Origin of the sequence: Phenylobacterium sp., from assembly GCF_019636135.1 — a bacterium.
GTDB lineage: Bacteria > Pseudomonadota > Alphaproteobacteria > Caulobacterales > Caulobacteraceae > Phenylobacterium.
Genome location: NZ_JAHBYD010000032.1, coordinates 25843 through 42472, shown reverse-complemented (window position 1 = coordinate 42472; position 16630 = coordinate 25843). Strand labels below are relative to the sequence as shown.

11 protein-coding genes are annotated in these 16630 nt (G+C 70.0%); 2 read left to right on the top strand and 9 right to left on the bottom strand.

The window, feature by feature from the left end; all coding sequences use genetic code 11:
- Positions 1-5: 5 nt before the first annotated feature.
- From KF737_RS19050 to KF737_RS19035, 4 genes are all read right to left on the bottom strand, one after another.
- On the bottom strand, positions 6-1001 hold the full coding sequence (locus tag KF737_RS19050) for a glutathione S-transferase family protein (RefSeq protein ID WP_296458788.1): 996 nt from the start codon (positions 999-1001) through the stop codon (positions 6-8).
- The gene (locus KF737_RS19045) at positions 998-1663 is read right to left on the bottom strand and encodes a glutathione S-transferase N-terminal domain-containing protein (protein WP_296458785.1); all 666 of its coding nucleotides are present in this window, start codon (positions 1661-1663) and stop codon (positions 998-1000) included. Before KF737_RS19045 ends, KF737_RS19050 begins: the two co-directional genes overlap by 4 nt.
- A gap of 10 nt (positions 1664-1673) precedes the next feature.
- Positions 1674-2852 carry a glutathione S-transferase family protein gene (locus tag KF737_RS19040; RefSeq protein ID WP_296458782.1) on the bottom strand — a complete coding sequence of 393 codons (1179 nt, stop codon included), beginning with the start codon at positions 2850-2852 and terminating at the stop codon, positions 1674-1676.
- An 85-nt stretch (positions 2853-2937) separates the two neighbouring features.
- Positions 2938-3618, bottom strand: a complete 681-nt coding sequence (locus KF737_RS19035; protein WP_296458779.1) for a TetR/AcrR family transcriptional regulator — start codon at positions 3616-3618, stop codon at positions 2938-2940.
- Positions 3619-3808: 190 nt separating this feature from the next.
- Here KF737_RS19035 and KF737_RS19030 point away from each other — a divergent pair, with 190 nt between their 5' ends.
- A complete protein-coding gene (locus tag KF737_RS19030; RefSeq protein ID WP_296458774.1) occupies positions 3809-5074 on the top strand; it encodes an MFS transporter in 1266 nt (421 codons plus the stop codon).
- Positions 5075-5440: 366 nt separating this feature from the next.
- Here the strand turns inward: KF737_RS19030 and KF737_RS19025 are convergent, their stop codons facing one another.
- From KF737_RS19025 to KF737_RS19005, 5 genes are all read right to left on the bottom strand, one after another.
- The gene (locus KF737_RS19025; RefSeq protein ID WP_296458770.1) at positions 5441-7132 is read right to left on the bottom strand and encodes a sulfatase-like hydrolase/transferase; all 1692 of its coding nucleotides are present in this window, start codon (positions 7130-7132) and stop codon (positions 5441-5443) included.
- Between the two features lie 78 nt (positions 7133-7210).
- Positions 7211-9532, bottom strand: coding sequence for a TonB-dependent receptor (locus tag KF737_RS19020; protein WP_296458767.1), 2322 nt, complete (start codon positions 9530-9532; stop codon positions 7211-7213).
- A gap of 1037 nt (positions 9533-10569) precedes the next feature.
- Positions 10570-12951: a TonB-dependent receptor gene (locus tag KF737_RS19015; protein ID WP_296458763.1), complete on the bottom strand. Its 2382-nt coding sequence runs from the start codon at positions 12949-12951 to the stop codon at positions 10570-10572.
- A gap of 32 nt (positions 12952-12983) precedes the next feature.
- Complete coding sequence (locus KF737_RS19010; protein ID WP_296458761.1) at positions 12984-13961, bottom strand: FecR domain-containing protein; 978 nt, start codon at positions 13959-13961, stop codon at positions 12984-12986.
- A 94-nt stretch (positions 13962-14055) separates the two neighbouring features.
- Positions 14056-14598: an RNA polymerase sigma factor gene (locus tag KF737_RS19005; RefSeq protein ID WP_296458758.1), complete on the bottom strand. Its 543-nt coding sequence runs from the start codon at positions 14596-14598 to the stop codon at positions 14056-14058.
- Positions 14599-14835: 237 nt separating this feature from the next.
- Here KF737_RS19005 and KF737_RS19000 point away from each other — a divergent pair, with 237 nt between their 5' ends.
- Positions 14836-16629, top strand: coding sequence for an adenylate/guanylate cyclase domain-containing protein (locus KF737_RS19000; RefSeq protein ID WP_296458754.1), 1794 nt, complete (start codon positions 14836-14838; stop codon positions 16627-16629).
- Position 16630 lies beyond the last annotated feature (1 nt).

Sequence of the window (16630 nt, the reverse complement as noted above, 5' to 3'; positions counted from 1 at the left end):
GGCGTCTACGCTCCCGCGAGGAAGGGCTCGCAGCCCGTCTCGGCCAGGATGGCCGCCAACCCGGGATCGCCCACCGCCGCCCGCTTGGCGCGGATCACGGCCAGCGACTTGGCGTGGTACTTCTGCGGCGGCTGGACATAGGCCTTGCCGGCCAGGTCCACCGAGAACTCGGCCGCGCCCTCCGCCAGCGCCTTGGCGTTCGCCGCGGTCCACGGCAGGAAGTAGCGGCCGATGTAGGCCAGCACGGGCTTCAGCGTCGGCGCCAGGCTCTCCCAGCTCTCGAACGGGCCGTCGTCGCGCGGCTCCAGCATGCGGTGGCACCAGGCCAGGGTGTTCGGCCCGCGGCTCTTCAGGATGCTGCCGCAGGTCGGGTCGACCGAGGCCTCGTAGAGCTGCGCCGAGAGCCCGAAGTCGCCGAACGACGGCCGTCCGCCGAACAGGCATTTCCGGCTCTCGAAGTGCGGCTCCAGCAGGTCGAGCAGCTCGTTGAGGTAGGCGCGGATCAGGTCCGCCGTCGCCGCGCTGGAGCCCACGAAGTGGCCGCGGCCGGTCATGCGCTCGCGGATCATCGCGGTGCGCTGGGCGATCTCCGCCTCGCCGGCCTTGGGCGCCGAGAGCCGCGCCAGCGTCTGGGCCGAGGCGGCGATATCGACCTCGTCCCACCAGCGATGGTGGAACATCAGCTTGTTGCCCCACTCGTCGCCGAACTCCTCGAAGAGCTCGGAAAGGAACCTCAGCGCCGGATCGGCCGGATGCACCGACGGCTCCGGATGCTCGGCCTCGACGCGCTCCATGATCGGTGTGGAGTCCTGCAGGCCCTCGTCGGCCGGCGTCGCCACGGTGGGTACGATCGGCAGCTTGGCGAAGCGCTTGTACTCCTCCTCGACCGCCGGCGTCCGCGGGATCCACCGGTGCGGGACGCCCTTGTACCGGAAGTAGGAGCGGACCTTCACCGAGTAGGGCGACATCTCCGAGCCGAAGATGCGGTAGACGGCGCTCATCGGGCGACCTCCTGCTTGATCATCTGGCGCTGGCTCTCGGCGAAGGCGTCCTTGCCGATGGCGGAGCCCTTCTGGACCGCCTCGCGCGCGCCGACCTGCTTGAACCAGCGGTAGAAGTTGGGGAACTCGGCCGAGTCGACGCCCAGGCCCTTGTAGCCGCGCGTCCACGGCCAGATGGCCATGTCGGCGATGGAATAGTCGCCCGCCACGTGCTCGGCCTCGCCGAGGCGCTTGTCGAGCACGCCGTAGAGCCGCCGGGTCTCGTTGACGTACCGGTTCAGCGCGTACTCGTCGCGCTCCTCGCGATAGCGGAAATGCGCCGCCTGCCCCGCCATCGGCCCCAGCCCCGCGCACTGCCAGAACAGCCACGCCTCGACCTTCGTCCGCGCCCGGCGCTCGGCCGGATAGAACCGCCCGGCCTTGTCGCCGAGGTACTGCAGGATCGCGCCCGACTCGAAGATGGCGATGGGCTCGCCGCCCGGCCCCTCGTGGTCGACGATCGCCGGCATCCGCCCGTTCGGCGAGAGCGCCCGGAACTCGGGCGTGTCCTGCCCGCCGTGGCCGATGTCGACCGGGACCAGCCGGTACGGCAGGCCGGTCTCCTCCAGCATGATGGTGATCTTCCAGCCGTTGGGCGTGGGCCAGAAATGCAGGTCGATCATCGGTGTCTCCTCAGGCCACGGCCAGGCGGTTGCCGACGCGGGTCAGCGGCCGGACCAGGTCCAGCGACAACAGCTCCGTCGCGCCGACCTCGGCGGCAAGCGCATCGGCGGCGGCGCGCTCGGCCGGCGGCAGCGCGCGCAGCCAATCCAGCGTCCGCTGCAGCACCCAGAGCGCGTGCGCGGGCGAGCCGGCGGTGATGCTGTGGCCCCGGAGCGGCGTGGTGATCGGGCCCAGGTTCGGCTGGTCCTCGTCATCGTCCGAGATGACCGAGCCGCTCAGGAGGTAGGGCCGCGCCTCCACCCAGTCGCGGTAGAGCGTGGCCGTGGCGTGGTAGATCGGCGTGTTGTCGACGCAGAACATCCGGATCAGCCGCTTCACCGTCTCCGGGACCTCGTCGTCCGGCAGGTACGCCTCGGGCGTGTCCCAGAACTCGGGCGACACGATCTCGGGCGCGTTCATGTGCTCGACCCAGCGGAACACGCGCGGCGCGCGCTGCTGCATCACGTGCAGCGGCCACGGGTCGCGGCCCAGGTGCGCGAAGAGCGGCCCCATCAGCCCATGGTCGCCCACGCTGGGCAGCCCGCCGAACAGGTAGGGCGTCGTCGTGAAGTGCGCCTCCAGCGTGTCCAGGATCTCGAAGTAGATCGCCTCCATGACCGGGAACAGCTCGGGCGTGATGCCGAGCCTGGGCCGGTGGCCGTCCATCCGCGCGGCGACCACCTCGCCGTAATGGTCGAGCAGCTCGTCCGAGCCCTGCGGCTTGAAGCTGCGCCCGAACTCACGGACCACGAAGTGGCGGTTGGGGGCGGGGAAGTTCCAACGGTAGTGCCAGGCCACCTTCAGGCCTTCGCTCGCGAACAGGTCGACGAGGTAGGCCGCCAGCCGCTGGCGCGGACCCGGCGGCAGCGCCGGCGGGTCGGGGAAGCGGCGCTCCAGGTATTCGAAGATCGCCGTGGTGTCCTGGATCACGTGCCCCTCGGGCGTCTCCAGGATCGGGATGCGCTTCGAGCGCGCCGCCGGGCTCACCTCCTGGCGGAACCGCGGGTGGCTGGGCAGCCGCTCGACGAACGGTATGCCCTTCTTGCGCAGGTAGCTGCGGGTCTTGCCGGTGTAGAACGAGGCGTAGGCGCCGTAGAGCACGAACGGCCCGTCGCCGGGGCCCGCGAACCGCTCGGCCGCCGCATGCACGTCACCGATATCGAGCGCCAGCAGCAGCCCCGCCTCCCCTCATCTTTCGTCGTTGGCCGCTAACGTAAACCGGAATTACGGTTCGCTACAAGACCCCCTCTCCCTCCGCCGCTTCGTTCGGCGGAGAGGCGTCGACTCCCAGGTACAGCGTCAGCATCCGCGCCAGGGAGCTGACGGTGAAGGTCGGTATGCTGTAGGCGGGGTTCTGTTCGTGCAGGACGCGGTGGATCAGCGCCGCCTGCACCGTGCGCAGGCCCAGGATGCAGGCCTCCTCGAGGTCTTCGCCGCCCTCGCCCCGCGCCCGCAGGAAGTCCGCCAGCTTGCGCCCGGAGTATTCGTCCGCCGCCAGCAGGCCCGGGCGGTAGAGCTGGCCCGCCCCGGCCAGGCTCCGCTGGAAGAGCGCGCGGAAGAATCCGGGGTGGCGCTGGATCCGCCGGGCGGTGTTCTCCACGAGCACCCGGATCACCTCGGCGCTCGGGACGCCCCGCCACTGCGGCATCGCGAAGAAGCGGTCGAAGTTCTCGTGCGTCCGCTCGCCGAACTGCAGCGCCAGCGCCCGGAACAGCGCCTCCTTGTCGCGGAAACGCCGGTAGAAGCTGCCGATCGAACAGCCGGCCGCCGCGGCGATGTCGGTGACGTGCGCCTCGTCGTAGCCCTTCTTCGCGAAGACCTGCTCGCCCGCCTTGATCAGCCGCGCCTGCGCCTCGCGGCTGCGCGCCTGGTTCGCCGGTATGACGCCGTCGATGTCCTCGATGCTGGGCTCCACGCCGGCGCCTCTCCCTACCGGTTTCGAAGAACGACACTTACACGGACGCGCGCGCGCCGACACCCATGCGCGCCGGCCGCCGGCTGCGCCGGGACCGGCCGCGACTCACTTGACCACACGGGCGCGTTGAGGAACAGTCCGGAATAGAAATTCCGGTTCAATAATCGGGCCGGGCGGGGGGACGGGACTCATGGATACGGCGGTGGGCAAGTCGGGCGCGCGCTGGGCGCTGGCGATCCTGTTCCTGGTCTACGTCGTGAACATGATCGACCGGCAGATCCTCTCGATCCTGCTGGAGCCGATCAAGCACTCGCTCCACCTCACCGACACCCAGCTCGGCCTGCTCTCGGGCACCTTCGGCCTGGCGTTCGCCGTCGCCGGCATCCCGATCGCGCGCCTTGCCGACCGCACGAGCCGGCGCAACATCATCGTGGCCTCGCTCGCCGTCTGGAGCGGCCTCACCGCCCTGTGCGGCATGGCGCAGAACTTCTGGCAGCTCCTCGTCCTGCGCACGGGGGTGGCGGCCGGCGAGGCCGGCGGCGGACCGCCCGCGCACTCGATGCTGTCGGACTACTTCCAGCACGGCCGCCGGGCGACGGCGCTGGCGATCTATTCGTGCGGCGTGCCGATCGGCATCCTGTTCGGCCTCGCCGTCGGCGGGGCGATCAACCAGGCGTTCGACTGGCGCGTCGCCTTCATGGTCGTGGGCGCACCGGGGATCCTGCTGGCGCTCGTCATGTTCTTCACCGTGAAGGAGCCGGCGCGCGAGACCGCCCCGCCCGCCGACGGCGTCCACCCGTCGCTGGGCGAGGTGCTGAAGACGATCCTGTCGATCCGCGCCTTCCGCAGCCTGCTCGCCGCCACCGCGCTGCACGTCTTCGCCGCCTATGCGCTGACCCAGTGGCATCCGGCCTTCATGATCCGCACCTTCCACGTGGGCACCGCCCAGGTGGGCCTCTACCTGGGCCTCGTGGTGGGGATCACCAGCGGGATCGGCACCTTCCTGGGCGGCTGGCTGGGCGACCTGCTCGGGCGCCGCCGGGCGGCCTGGTACGCCTGGCTGCCGGCCGTCGAGATCCTCGTCACCGTCCCCTTCTACTTCTTCGCCTACTCCGCCCCGACCTTCGAGGTCGCGCTGCTCTTCCTGATCATCCCGTCGCTGCTGACCAACGCCTTCACCGGCCCCATCTTCGGCACCATCCAGTCCCTGGCCCCGCCGCACATGCGGGCAATGGCGGCCGCGGTGCTGCTCTTCATCATCGCCGTGGTCGGCCAGTCGCTGGGCCCGCAGGCCGTGGGCCTGATGAGCGACCTCTTCAAGCCGCAGGCGGGGGCCGATTCCCTGCGCTGGGCGATGTCGGTGATCGTGCTCACCAAGCTCGCCGCCACCTTCCAGTTCTGGCGCGCCGGCCGCCTCCTCGAAGCCGACCTGAAAGCCGCCGCGGCGCGGGCCTAGAGCATTCGGCGGTTCGCTTGAACCGTCGAAGGCTCAAGACCTTTGCTTAAGAATGGACCATTCGGCTTCCCGACCTCGGACCTACCTAAGCGCCGAATGGTCTAGTCGGCCTCCGCACGCGGAGGCGCAGTCGTTCGGAACCGCGGAATACGCGGAATGACGCGGAAGCCAGCCCAGACCCCTTCCGCGTCCTTCCGCGTGTTCCGCGGTTCATTTGAATCGGAAAACGCCGCTTCGCGGCCTTGCCGCTGGCCCGGCTGGGGTCAGGACTCGATGGAGTCGCCCCAAGACACCGCGTCATCCCGGCCGGAGGGCCGTATTCGGCTCTCCGGCCGGGATGACGATCTATACGATGAGGCCTGGACCCTAGTTCCCCCAGTAGACGTATTCGTCGTTCGGGCGCTGGGGATCGATGAGGGAGTGGTCGAGCATGACCGCGCCCATGCCCAGCTCGGGCCACAGCGGCTTGACCTGCTCGGCGTCGTGCTTCGCCAGGAGCGCCTTCAGTTCGGCCAGCTTCTCCGGGCGCGACGCCGCCAGGTTGTTGCGCTCGGTGGGGTCCGCCGAAAGGTCGTAGAGCCAGTCCTTGGCCGGGATCTGGGTCACCTGCAGCTTCCAGTCGCCGGCGCGCACCACCTTGTAGCCGCCCGTGCGCCAGAACAGCGCCTCGTGCGGGCGGCCGGTCTTCTTGCCCTGCACGTAGGGCAGGAGGTCGACGCCGTCCATCGGCCGGTCCTTGGGCATGGCGCCGCGGGCCGCCGCGACGGCGGTCGCGAAGATGTCGAAGTGCGAGACCGGCGCGCGATAGGTCGATCCGGCCTGGACCACGCCCGGCCAGCGGATGAAGAAGGGCTCGCGGATGCCGCCCTCGAAGAAGGTCTGCTTCCAGCCGCGGAACGGCCGGTTGATCTCGGGGAGGCCGAGGTAGTAGGCGCCGCCGTTGTCGCTGGTGAAGACGACCAGCGTGTCCTTCTCCAGCCCCTCCTCCTGCAGCTTCTCCAGCACGCGCCCGATGTTGCGGTCGAGTTGCCGGATCATCGCGGCGTAGACCCGCATCCGGTGGTCGGCGATCTGCGGGAGGGCGTCGTAGTCTTCCTTCGTCGCCTGCAGCGGCGTGTGCGGCGCATTGTAGGCCAGGTACATGAAGAACGGCCGGTTCTTGTTGGCGTCGATGGCCGCCAGGGCCTCGTCCGTCAGGTAGTCGGTCATGTGCCGCTTGGGCTGGAACGCCGGCCCGCCGTCCTTGCGCACATAGAACTGCAGGCTGGCCCACAGGTTGAGGTCGATCGGGTCGAACCCCTGGAACGAGTTGACCACCCGCGGGTCGTCGCGCGGCAGGAACATCGAGCCGCCGCCGGTGAAGCCCAGGGTCTCGTCGAACCCGCGGTTCTGCGGCTGGAACTTCGGCGTCTCACCCAGGTGCCACTTGCCGAACTGCAGGGTGTGGTACCCCGCGGCCTTGAGCACCTCCGGCAGCATCACCTGGTCGGTGGCCACGCCCATCTCGGTGTAAGGGATGAGCTCCGCCTCGCGCTCCGGGAAATAGACCGGATTGTAGAGCCCGTAGTGGAAGGCCCGCGTGCTGCGCGCGAAGGCCAGCGGCGTCGGCGTGAACTCGAATCCGAACCGCGTGGGATAGCGCCCGGTGAGCAGCGCCGCGCGCGACGGCGCGCAGGTGCCGTGCCCGGCATAGCCCTGGGCGAAGCTCACGCCCTCGCGGCCGATGGAATCGATGTTGGGCGTGGGAACCGCGCCGCCGGCCACGCCGCCGCCGTTGAAGGTGATGTCGTTGTAGCCCATGTCGTCGGCGAGGATGACGATGATGTTGGGCTGCCTGCGGCCCTTCGGCGGCGTCGCCGGGCCCTGCTGCCAGGTCACGTCGCGCGGCGGCCCGATCTCGAACTTGGGCCGGTTCAGCAGGATGCCCGGCGGGAGGTTCGAATCCCCTGCCGGCGGTGCGTTCGCCTGCTGCGCGTTGGCCTGTTGCGCCGGGGGCGCGGCGACGACGGCGCAGGCCGCCGCGGCCATGAGGGCGGATTTCAGGAGCCTGCGACGCATGGGGGAACACTCCACTCGACTGAAAAAGATGGAAGGCCGCGCGGTCCCCGCGGCCTTCCAGTCCTGCTGGAGGAAGGATCAGAACCTCACGGTGGCCTCGACGCCGTAGGTGCGCGGCGGGGCGTACCAGCCGACGAAGCCCTGGGCCTGGGCCGAGCCGCCGGCCGAGATGAAGGCGTTCAGCGGCTGCAGCGTCTTCTGGACGAAGTAGGACTTGTCGCCCAGGTTCTTGCCGTAGGCCGAGACGCGCCAGCGGCCGTTGTCGCCGGTCACGCCGGCGCGCAGGCCGTAGACCGTCACCGCCTCCTGGAGGCCGCGCGGGTCGAGCGTGGGCTCCAGGAACTTCTTGCCCGAGTGGGTGATGTCGCCGCCGGCGAACCACTCGAAGTCCGTTCCGGGGATCGGCGCCTGGTACTGGGCCGCCAGGCTCCAGGCCCACTTCGGGCTCTGCGAAGGCGTGAGGCCGTTGTAGTTGCAGGTGCCGGGCTTGGTCCCGTTCGCCGCCTTGCCGCTGTAGCACTGGCCGTCCGGATAGTCGGTGAACTCGGCGTCCATGTAGGCCAGGGTGCCCTGGATGCTCAGCTCCCGGATCGGGCGGAACTGGGCGTCGGCCTCGACGCCGCGCACGCGGCGGTCGCCGGCGTTGGCGACGATGAAGCCCGAGCCGGTCAGCGGGTTGAGGATCGAGTCCTGGAACGCCTTCAGCTTCATGTTGTAGGCGTCGACGTTCAGCACCAGCTTGCGGTCGAACAGCACCGACTTCACGCCCACCTCGACGGTCTCGGACGTCTCGGCGCCGAACTCGACCGGCACGCCGGCCGCCGCGGAACGGGCGTTGTAGCCGCCGGTCTTGTAGCCGGTGGCCGCCAGCACATAGCCCATGACGTCGTCGGTCAGGTCGTACTGGACGGTCGCCGACCAGGTGATCTTGTCCTCGTTGCGCTTCAGCTTGCCCAGGTGGTTCACCGAGAAGACCGCGCGCGCCGCGAGCGAAGCCGTCGGGTTCACGTCGGAGTCGATGTAGGCGTTCTTGCGGTCGTACGAATAGCGCAGGCCGCCGGTCACCCGGAACGCGTCGGTGACGTGCAGCGTGGCCTGCCCGAACAGCGCCCAGCTCTCGGTGTCCTGGGTGTAGTAGAACTTGCTGCTGTCGCCGGCGACGAAGGTGCGGCCGTTCGGCAGCACGCGGTTGGCGTTCGGCCCGAGCGTCGTGGCCGAGGTGTAGGTCAGGCTCTCGGAGAACAGGTAGAGGCCGCCGAGGTACGACAGCTTCTGGTCCGCCGGCGAGGTGATCCGGAACTCCTGGGAGTAGCCCTCGGCGCGCAGCGTCTGGCCGCCCGTGGCCGTCGCCTGCGGCAGGCCGTCGGCGGCGAGTTGCTTGATGTTGTCCTTGTAGCCGTTGAACGCCGTGATCGAGGTCAGCGTCAGGTTCATCGGCAGCTCGACGTCGAAGGTCATCGACGTGCCGTAGACCTTGGTCTCGTTGTCGCCTTCGAAGTTGTCGTCGACCTTGTGGTCGCGGTCGTCGAAGTTGCGGAACGGGAAGCCCGTGGCCGCCGCCGCCGTCAGGAAGCCGGCCGTGGCGATGCCTGTCGGCGAGCTCGGCGCCAGCGTCTCGGGCGTGCAGCAGTTGGCGTCGATGTGGGCGTAGTAGGCGACGAAGTTGCCCTTGATGCTATCCGTCGGCTGCCACTTCAGCCGGCCGCGGAAGCCGTACTGCTCGGACCCGTTCACGTCCTTGCCGTCGAACAGGTTGGTCTCGTAGCCCTTGCGGTCGTTGATCCAGAACGACAGGCGCCCGGCCAGGGTGTCGCTGCCCCCGCCCACGTAGCCCGACAGGGCGTGGTCGGCGTAGTTGCCGAGGCGGGCGTTGAGCTGGACCTGGGGCTCGGCCGTGGGCTCGCGCGAGGTGATGTTCATCGCGCCGACGGGCGTGTTGCGGCCGTAGAGCGTCCCCTGCGGGCCGCGCAGGACCTCGATGGTCTGCACGTCCTGCAGGTTCGCCTGCAGCGGGCCGGCTGCAAGGATGTAGACCCCGTCGATGAAGATGCCGACGCTCGACTCGATGCCCGGGTTGGTGCCCGAGGTGCCGATGCCGCGCACGAACAGGGTCGTGTTGCGGTTGTTGTTCGACTGGGTGATGGCGACCGAGGGGATGAATCGCGCCAGTTCGGTCGCGTTGTTGATGCCCACCCGCTCCAGGTGGTCGCCGCTGACGGCCGTGACCGACATCGGCACGTCCTGGATGTTCTCGGCCCGCTTGTTGGCCGTGACGATCAGGGTCTCGACCTCGGCCGACCCATCGTCGGCGGCGGCCCAGGCGGTGGCGGCAGGCGCAGCGCAGGCAAGGGCCAACGCGATCCCGGCGCCCGACAGCAGACGTGACTTCCGATTGGACATTTCACTCCCCCTCTTTCCTTTTTGCGCTCAATCCCGTCTAATCTAGTAGGATTATATAGGTGAACGAGAATTCCGGTTCAATCTCTGTTTAAGCGAAGGCGTTGTCAATCGTGGTCAATCGCGCCGAGCCGGCGCGGTTACGCGTTCTGAGGTGTGCGCGGGGGCGCCCAGGCGTGGCGCTGACGGCGGCGCGGGGGTCCGGAAAGCCTGTCGGCCGCCATCTCGATGGCGATCACCGTGATCGCCGGCGCGGCCGCCGATCATGGCTCGCGGCGCTTTTCGATGGGCTGGGAAACGTCGGTCCGGAAACGAGGAGCCCCGGCCGAGGTGTGACGTCCTCAGACCGGGGCGGTGGTCTCGTGTCAGCGACTGGAGAGCCGACGCGTGTCGACGCAGCCCGAGCCGACTGCGGTCAACGTGCTTAAGTTAGCACCTCCACCGCAAAGGGCCAAATGTGTTCTCTTGTCGCGCGAAGTGAGAGACGCGGCCCCGGACGCTCTCCTTCGTCGGGGCCGCGCTCATCCGGTCGTGGCGCGATCGTTTGGGCTCGGGATCACGCGCCGCGTCTGACCGTTGGCGCCCCTCGTCACAGGGCCGCCGGCATTCCGACCCACGCTCTCCAGAAATCGCAAGTCGCGGTGGAGACGGCGCCGGATTCCGCTCCCCCTAGGTCGGCCCTGCCACTTTTCTGGCGGCTGTTTTCCTGGAGCCTTCGGCGGTTCGCCTGAACCGTCGAAGGCTCAGGACCTTTGCTCAAGAGTAGACCATTCGGCTTCCCGACCTCGGACCTGCCTCAGCGCCCAATGGTCCAGGACGAATCCACATTCGACCGAAGGCCCGGTCTCCGAGGGATGAGCCGGCGGCTCCCTGCGCGCCGCAGGCGCTGTCGTTTCGAACCACCAAGGCCACCAAGAGCGCCAAGGGCGACGCCAGCCTCTTCGTGACCTTGGTGGGCTTGGTGTCGAATTCGCGGCGCTGACGCGCCATCCCGGGACCGGAGATGGGCCGCCGGAGCGCGCGCTGAATGGGGATTGGCCCTAGAGCGCCGCCGAAAGCGTGACGCCGATGGTGCGGGGCCGCTGCGGCGTGACCTGGCGCGACCTCTCCAGGTTGAACGGATTGCCGAAGGCGAAGGTGTCGCTGTAGCTGTTGAGGGGGTTCACCAGGAACACCTGGGCGCTGTAGGGGCCCTTCGCGACCTCCGCCGACAGCTTCATGCGGGTGTAGGCGCGCGTGCGCGGCTCGGCCGCCTCGAAGCTCACCCGCGAGCGGCCGACGTAGGTCGCCTGCCCGACCAGCCGGAACGTCATGTCGTCGCCGAGGTCGTGCTCGTAGCTCACGACCGCCCCCGCCGAGACCGGCGGCGCGCCCGGCAGGCCGTCGGCCAGCTTGCCGAGGATGAGCGACGAAGGGTTGGGCCGGCCCGTGCGGGTGCGCGTGACCCGCCCGTTCAACTGGGCCAGCAGTCCGAAGTCGGTGCGGTAGGACACCTCGGTCTCCAGCCCCATCACCTGCGCGTCCCCGGCGTTGGTGGTGAACGGGATGCCCGAGTTGCGGAACTGGTCGGTCTGGATGTCGTCCCACTGGCTGTAGAAGGCCGCCGCGTTCACCGCGAGCCGGCGCTCGAGCATCTCGGTCTTCATCCCGAGCTCGTAGTTGATCAGCCGGTCGGCGCCGAAGGTCTGGTTGGCGGCGGGCAGCGGCTGCGCGCCGCCGGAATTCAGCCCGCCCGAACGGTAGCCCTCCGAGATCACCGCGTAGGCCAGCGTGCCGTCGCTGAACGCCTTCTGGATCGAGAGCTTCGGCGAGACGCCGCTGAACGCCCGCTCGCGGTCGAAGTCGCGCGGCGGGAACGCTTCCGACACGACCGACGAGCGCGTCCGGGTCTGGATCGTGAAGCCGCGCGCGCCCAGCGCCACGGTCCAGCCGTCGCCGAAGGCGTAGCTGATCTCGCCGTAGGCCGCGAGTTCACCGACGCGGTCGCGCCGGTCGTCGCCGTAGACCTTGGCCAGGACCTCCGGCGCGAACGACACCTGCGCCAGGAACTCGGTCGGCGAGTTCACCCGCGTGTACGAGCCGTAGAGCCCGGCCAGCCACTCCAGCCGCCCCGCGCCGCGCGAGGTGAGCACCAGGTCCTCGACCAGCATGGTGGTCCGCGTCCGCTCGGCGTAGGCCGAGGTCGTGGCGAACTGGGTGTAGAGTCGCTGGCTCGAAGTGGCGTCGAACAGGCTGCCGTAGCGGTGGCGGATCGCGCCGGTGGACGAGGTCAGCTCGCCCCATCCCCACGAGCGCCGGATCGTCGCCGTGGCCAGTTCGATGTCGTTCACGTGCGGCTCGGGAATCCGCACGTCCCGCTTCAGCTTGAGGCCCGGGCTCGTGTAGTGCGTGTCGTCCGAGCGCAGGTGCTGGCCGGCCAGGGTCAGGTTGAAACTCCAGTCGTCCGTCGGGGCGTACGACACGATCAGCCGCGCGCCGCGCCGCTCGGTCCGGTCGGCGTTGTTGCGGGCCAGGCGGACGTTGTCGAGATAGCCGCCCTGCTCCTCCTGGTAGGCCGACAGGCGCAGGCCGACGGTCTGGCCGAACAGGCGCAGCGGATAGTTGGCGTAGCCTTCGACCGCATAGCTGGGGTCGCCGTCCTGGGTGAGCGCGCCGGTGGTGCGCAGCTCGGCCGAGAACCGGGTCAGGTCGGGCTTGCGGGTGACGATGCGGTAGACGCCCGAGAGCGATCCTGCGCCGTAGAGCGCCCCCTGCGGCCCCCGCGCGACCTCCACCCGATCCACGTCGACCAGGCGCAGGTCGGGATCGGGGGCGTTGTAGTTGACCGGCAGGTCGTCGAGGTAGGTCGCCACGATCGAGCGCGCGCGCCCGGTGTAGGCCCCGTCCGAGAGCCCGCGCAGCAGCAGCTTGTTGCGCCCCGGCCCCAGGTTGGTCGCGAGCACGCCGGCGAGCTGGCCCGCCGCCTCGCCGGCGTCGGCCGATCCGGTGGCCAGGAGCTGGGCGCGGGGCAGCGCCGTCACCGCCACCGCGAGCTGGCGCGGGTCGCGCACGCGCCTGGTGGCCGTGACCAGCACCTCGGAGACCGTCACCGGCGGCGAAGCGCGCGCCGAATCGGCCCGTGGCGCGGCCTGCACCTCGACCGTGCCTGCGGCCACGACCCGCGCCGTGCAGGACGCGCCGGCCAGCACCTGGTCCAGCGCCTCCTCCACCGTCAGCAGGCCCGAAACCCCGCGCGAGGTCCCGCTGCACGCCGCCGCGCCGATCAGGGTGACGTTGGCCTGCTGGGCCAGGTCCAGCAGCGCCTCGGAATAGGCCTTGGGCTCGATGCGGAACTGGATTCGCGCGGGCGCGGCTTCGGCGAGGCCGCCACTGCCCCACGCCGCCACGACGCACGTGGCGACGGCTGCCAGGTCCCGACGCACGAGGATGGTCAGCTCCGACTGGTTCTTCGGCCTTACTTCCGAAGAAGAAGCAGCCCCCGCTCCGAAGGTACCGATCTTATGGGGAGCATCAAGCTCAGACGCTCGACCACCGTGGCCGGATCGTCGAGCACGATCACCCCGGTGATGGGGGTCTGGGCCAGCGCCGGGTCGCCGATCTCGATCTGCTGGACGAACTGCCGGTTCAGATCGGCCACGACTTCCGACAGCGGCTGGTTGCGGTAGACGAGGCGGCCCGCGCGCCAACTGAAGGTCTCGGACGGATCCACCGCCGCGAGCTGCGCCCGGCCGGTGCGCCCCACCTGCAGCCGCTGGCCGCGGGTCAGCATGAAGGCCTGGTCCGATGCGGCGCTGGGCCGCACCTCGACCTTGCCGCGCGCCACGGTCACGGTGACGTCGCCCGAGCGGTTGCGCACGTCGAACTGGGTGCCGACCACGCGGACCATCCGCCCGTCGGCCTGCACCGTGAACGGCCGGCGCGTGTCGTGCGCCACGTCGAAGATCGCCTCGCCGTCGCTCAGCGCCACCTGGCGCCGGAAGAGGCTGATCTTCACCGAGAGCCTCGTCTCGGCGTTCAGGTCCACCGTGGAGCCGTCCGTCAGCTTCACCTGCCGGTGCTGGCCCTTGCCGGTGGCGTAGGTCGCCGTCGTCGTGGTCAGCGCCGGCAGCAGCGCCAGCGTCACGGTCGCCGCGACCGCCAGGCCGCCCACGCCGGCCATCCAGCGCCGGGTCAGGCTCTGGGCGGGCTTCCGCGCCGCCGGCCGCGCCAGCTCCTCGCCCACCGCCTCGGCGCCCGCCCCGAACTCGTGCCAGACGCTCAGCGCCGCCGCATAGGCCTCGCGGTGGCCCGCCGCGGCGTCCAGCCACGCGTCGAAGGCCAGCATTTCGGCCTCGCCCACGTCGTCGGCCTGCAGGCGCGCGAGCCAGGCGCCGGCCTGCGCCGCCGGCCCGTCCCTGTCGCCCCCTCCGGCTATGGCCGCCAAGCTGGTCATGCGTCCGCCTCGTACGACGCACACTGCGCCGAACCGATGGTAAGACGGCGCCGTCCCCGAGCGCCCCTAGGTCGCAGAACCGACATTGCGAGCCTCATGTCCGCAGCTTCTGCGTCAGGTTCTTGAGCGCCGCCGAAATATGCTGCTCGACCATCTTCACCGAGACGCCCATCGCCTGCGCCGTCTCGGCCTGGCTCCGGCCCTCCAGCTTGTGCAGGCGGAACGCCTGGCCCATCTTCGGCGGCAGCGCCGCGACCGCCTCGGCCAGCATCCGCGCCCGCTCGCGTCCGATCACCACGTCGTCGGCGGCCGGCTCCTGCGCCACCTCCTCCTCGGCGCCGGCGACGCGGGTGTCCATGCGCCACTGGCCCTCGCGGCGCGAGGCGCGCTGGCGGCTGCGGACGTGGTCGATCAGCAGGTTCCCGGCCATCCGGTAGAGCAGCGCGCTCGGCGACTTCACGTCCCCAGGCGGCTGGGCGGCGATCTTCAGGTAGAGGTCCTGCGCCAGGTCCTCCGCCGTCGCCATGTCGCGGGTGCGCGCCGCCAGGAACAGCACGAGGTTCTCGCGCTTCTCGAAGAAGGCGCGGACAAGCGGGCTCTCGTCGCCCGGCCGTTCGAACCCCCTCGCAGGCGCCACGCCACTCCCTCATGCGCTGGACGCGGCCTGACCGGCCGTCGTCGTTCAGTTAACGTTAGGCCGGTTCGCCGTTTCTTGTCCCATGGCCCGATCGCCGCGAGTCGCGCAAACCCTTGATGGAATGGCTTCGCGGCCCCTGCGCCCGCGAGAGGCGAGAGCCCTTGCCTGCATCCAAATACGCCGTTACGCCGAACAAGGGGGGCAGGACTTGCTGCAAGCCTGTCGCGAGGCCGCGTGATGGTCGGGGACGAAACCACTGACTCGATCCGTTCCGCGCTCGCCCGCGGCGATCTTCTCGCGGCCTACGACGAAGTCACGCGCGGCAAGAAGCTGGGTCACCAGGGCCTCGGCTATCTCGAAGTCCTGACGCTCGCCCGCCTCGGCGACACCGAGCGCGGCCTGCGCCTCTACGACGAATACCGGCTGGCGGCGAAGAACGACGTCGATGCGCTCTCGCTGAAGGCCCGGCTCCTCAAGGACCAGGCGTTCGCCACCCCCCACGAACCCCACCGCGCCAAGCTGCTGCAGGCCTGCCGCCTCTATGCCGAGGTCTACGGCAAGACCCGCTCCAGCTACCCCGCCATCAACGCCGCCACCCTGGCCCAGATCGCCGGCCGCCCGCGCATCGCCCAGCGCCTCGCCAAGGCCGTGGTCCAGCAGGTGCTCGCCGAGGGCGGCCAAGACTACTACACGCTCGCCACCCTCGCCGAGGCCATGGTGATCCTGGGCGACCTCGACGGCGCCGATCAGGTGCTGCAGCGCGCCACCGGCTCGCCCGACGCCGACGTGGGCTCGCGCTCCACCACCTACCTGCAGCTCCAGCGCCTCATGGCGGTCAGCGACGACGCCGACGGCCTGCAGGGCCTGCTGCATCACGTGCGCCCGCCCAAGGTCGCCATGTTCTGCGGCAACATCTTCGTGCCCGACGCCGAGCTCGAGGCCCGCCTGGCCGCCGAGATCCGCCAGGTGGTCCGCAAGGAGAAGATCGGCTTCGCCTACGGCGCGCTCGCCGCCGGCAGCGACATCCTCATCGCCGAGCAGCTTCTGGACGAGGGCTGCGAGCTCGACGTCGTGCTGCCCTTCACCGAGGCCGACTTCATGGCCCAGTCCGTCGCCCCCGGCGGTGACGACTGGGTGCGCCGCTACGCCCGCTGCAAGAGCCGCGCGGCCTCGATGACCATCGCCAGCAACATGAGCTACGTCGGCGAGATGATGCAGTTCGCCTATGGCTCGAAGGTGACCATGGGCATGGCGCGGCTGCGCGCCCGCCACCTCAACGGCGAGGCGATCCAGCTCGCCATCGTCGAGCAGATCGGCGCCAAGACCCTCTCCGGCTCCGACATCGGCGCCTGGCAGCAGGGGGGCGGCCGCTCGGCGGTGATCGAGGCCGGCCCCATCGTGCGCCCGGTCATGCCGCCGCCCCCGCCGCGGTCGCAGGTCGAGCGCGGCACCTACGGCATCATGTTCACCGACTTCCCGGGCTTCACCACTCTGGACGAGCGGGTCCTGCCGACGTTCTGGGAAGAGGTGATGCACCGCGCCGCGGTCACGCTGGAGGGCTACGCCGACCGCATCAAGGTGGGCAACACCTGGGGCGACGCGCTCTACGTGGTGTTCGAAGACGCCCGCTCGGCCGCCGCCGCCGCCCTCGACCTCTCGGACCAGTTCGCCAAGGTCGACTGCGAGGCGCTCGGCGTGCCCGAAGGCGCCAGCATGCGCATCGCGCTCCACTACGGCACCACCTACGCCGGCCATGATCCCGTCAGCCGGCGGATGACCTTCTACGGCACCGAGGTCTCGCGGACCGCCCGCATCGAGCCGGTCACGCCCTCGGGCAGCGTCTACGTCACCGAGCCCTTCGCCGCCGTCCTGGAGATGGAGGCCGACCACCCGTTCGACTGCAACTACGTGGGCAAGACCCCGCTGGCCAAGGGCTACGGCGTCTACCCGCTCTACCGCCTGGCCCGCCCCGCCGCCGCCAAGGCCGCCACCGAACCCGCCCGCCGCATCCGCAAGGCGCGCTCGGCCTGAC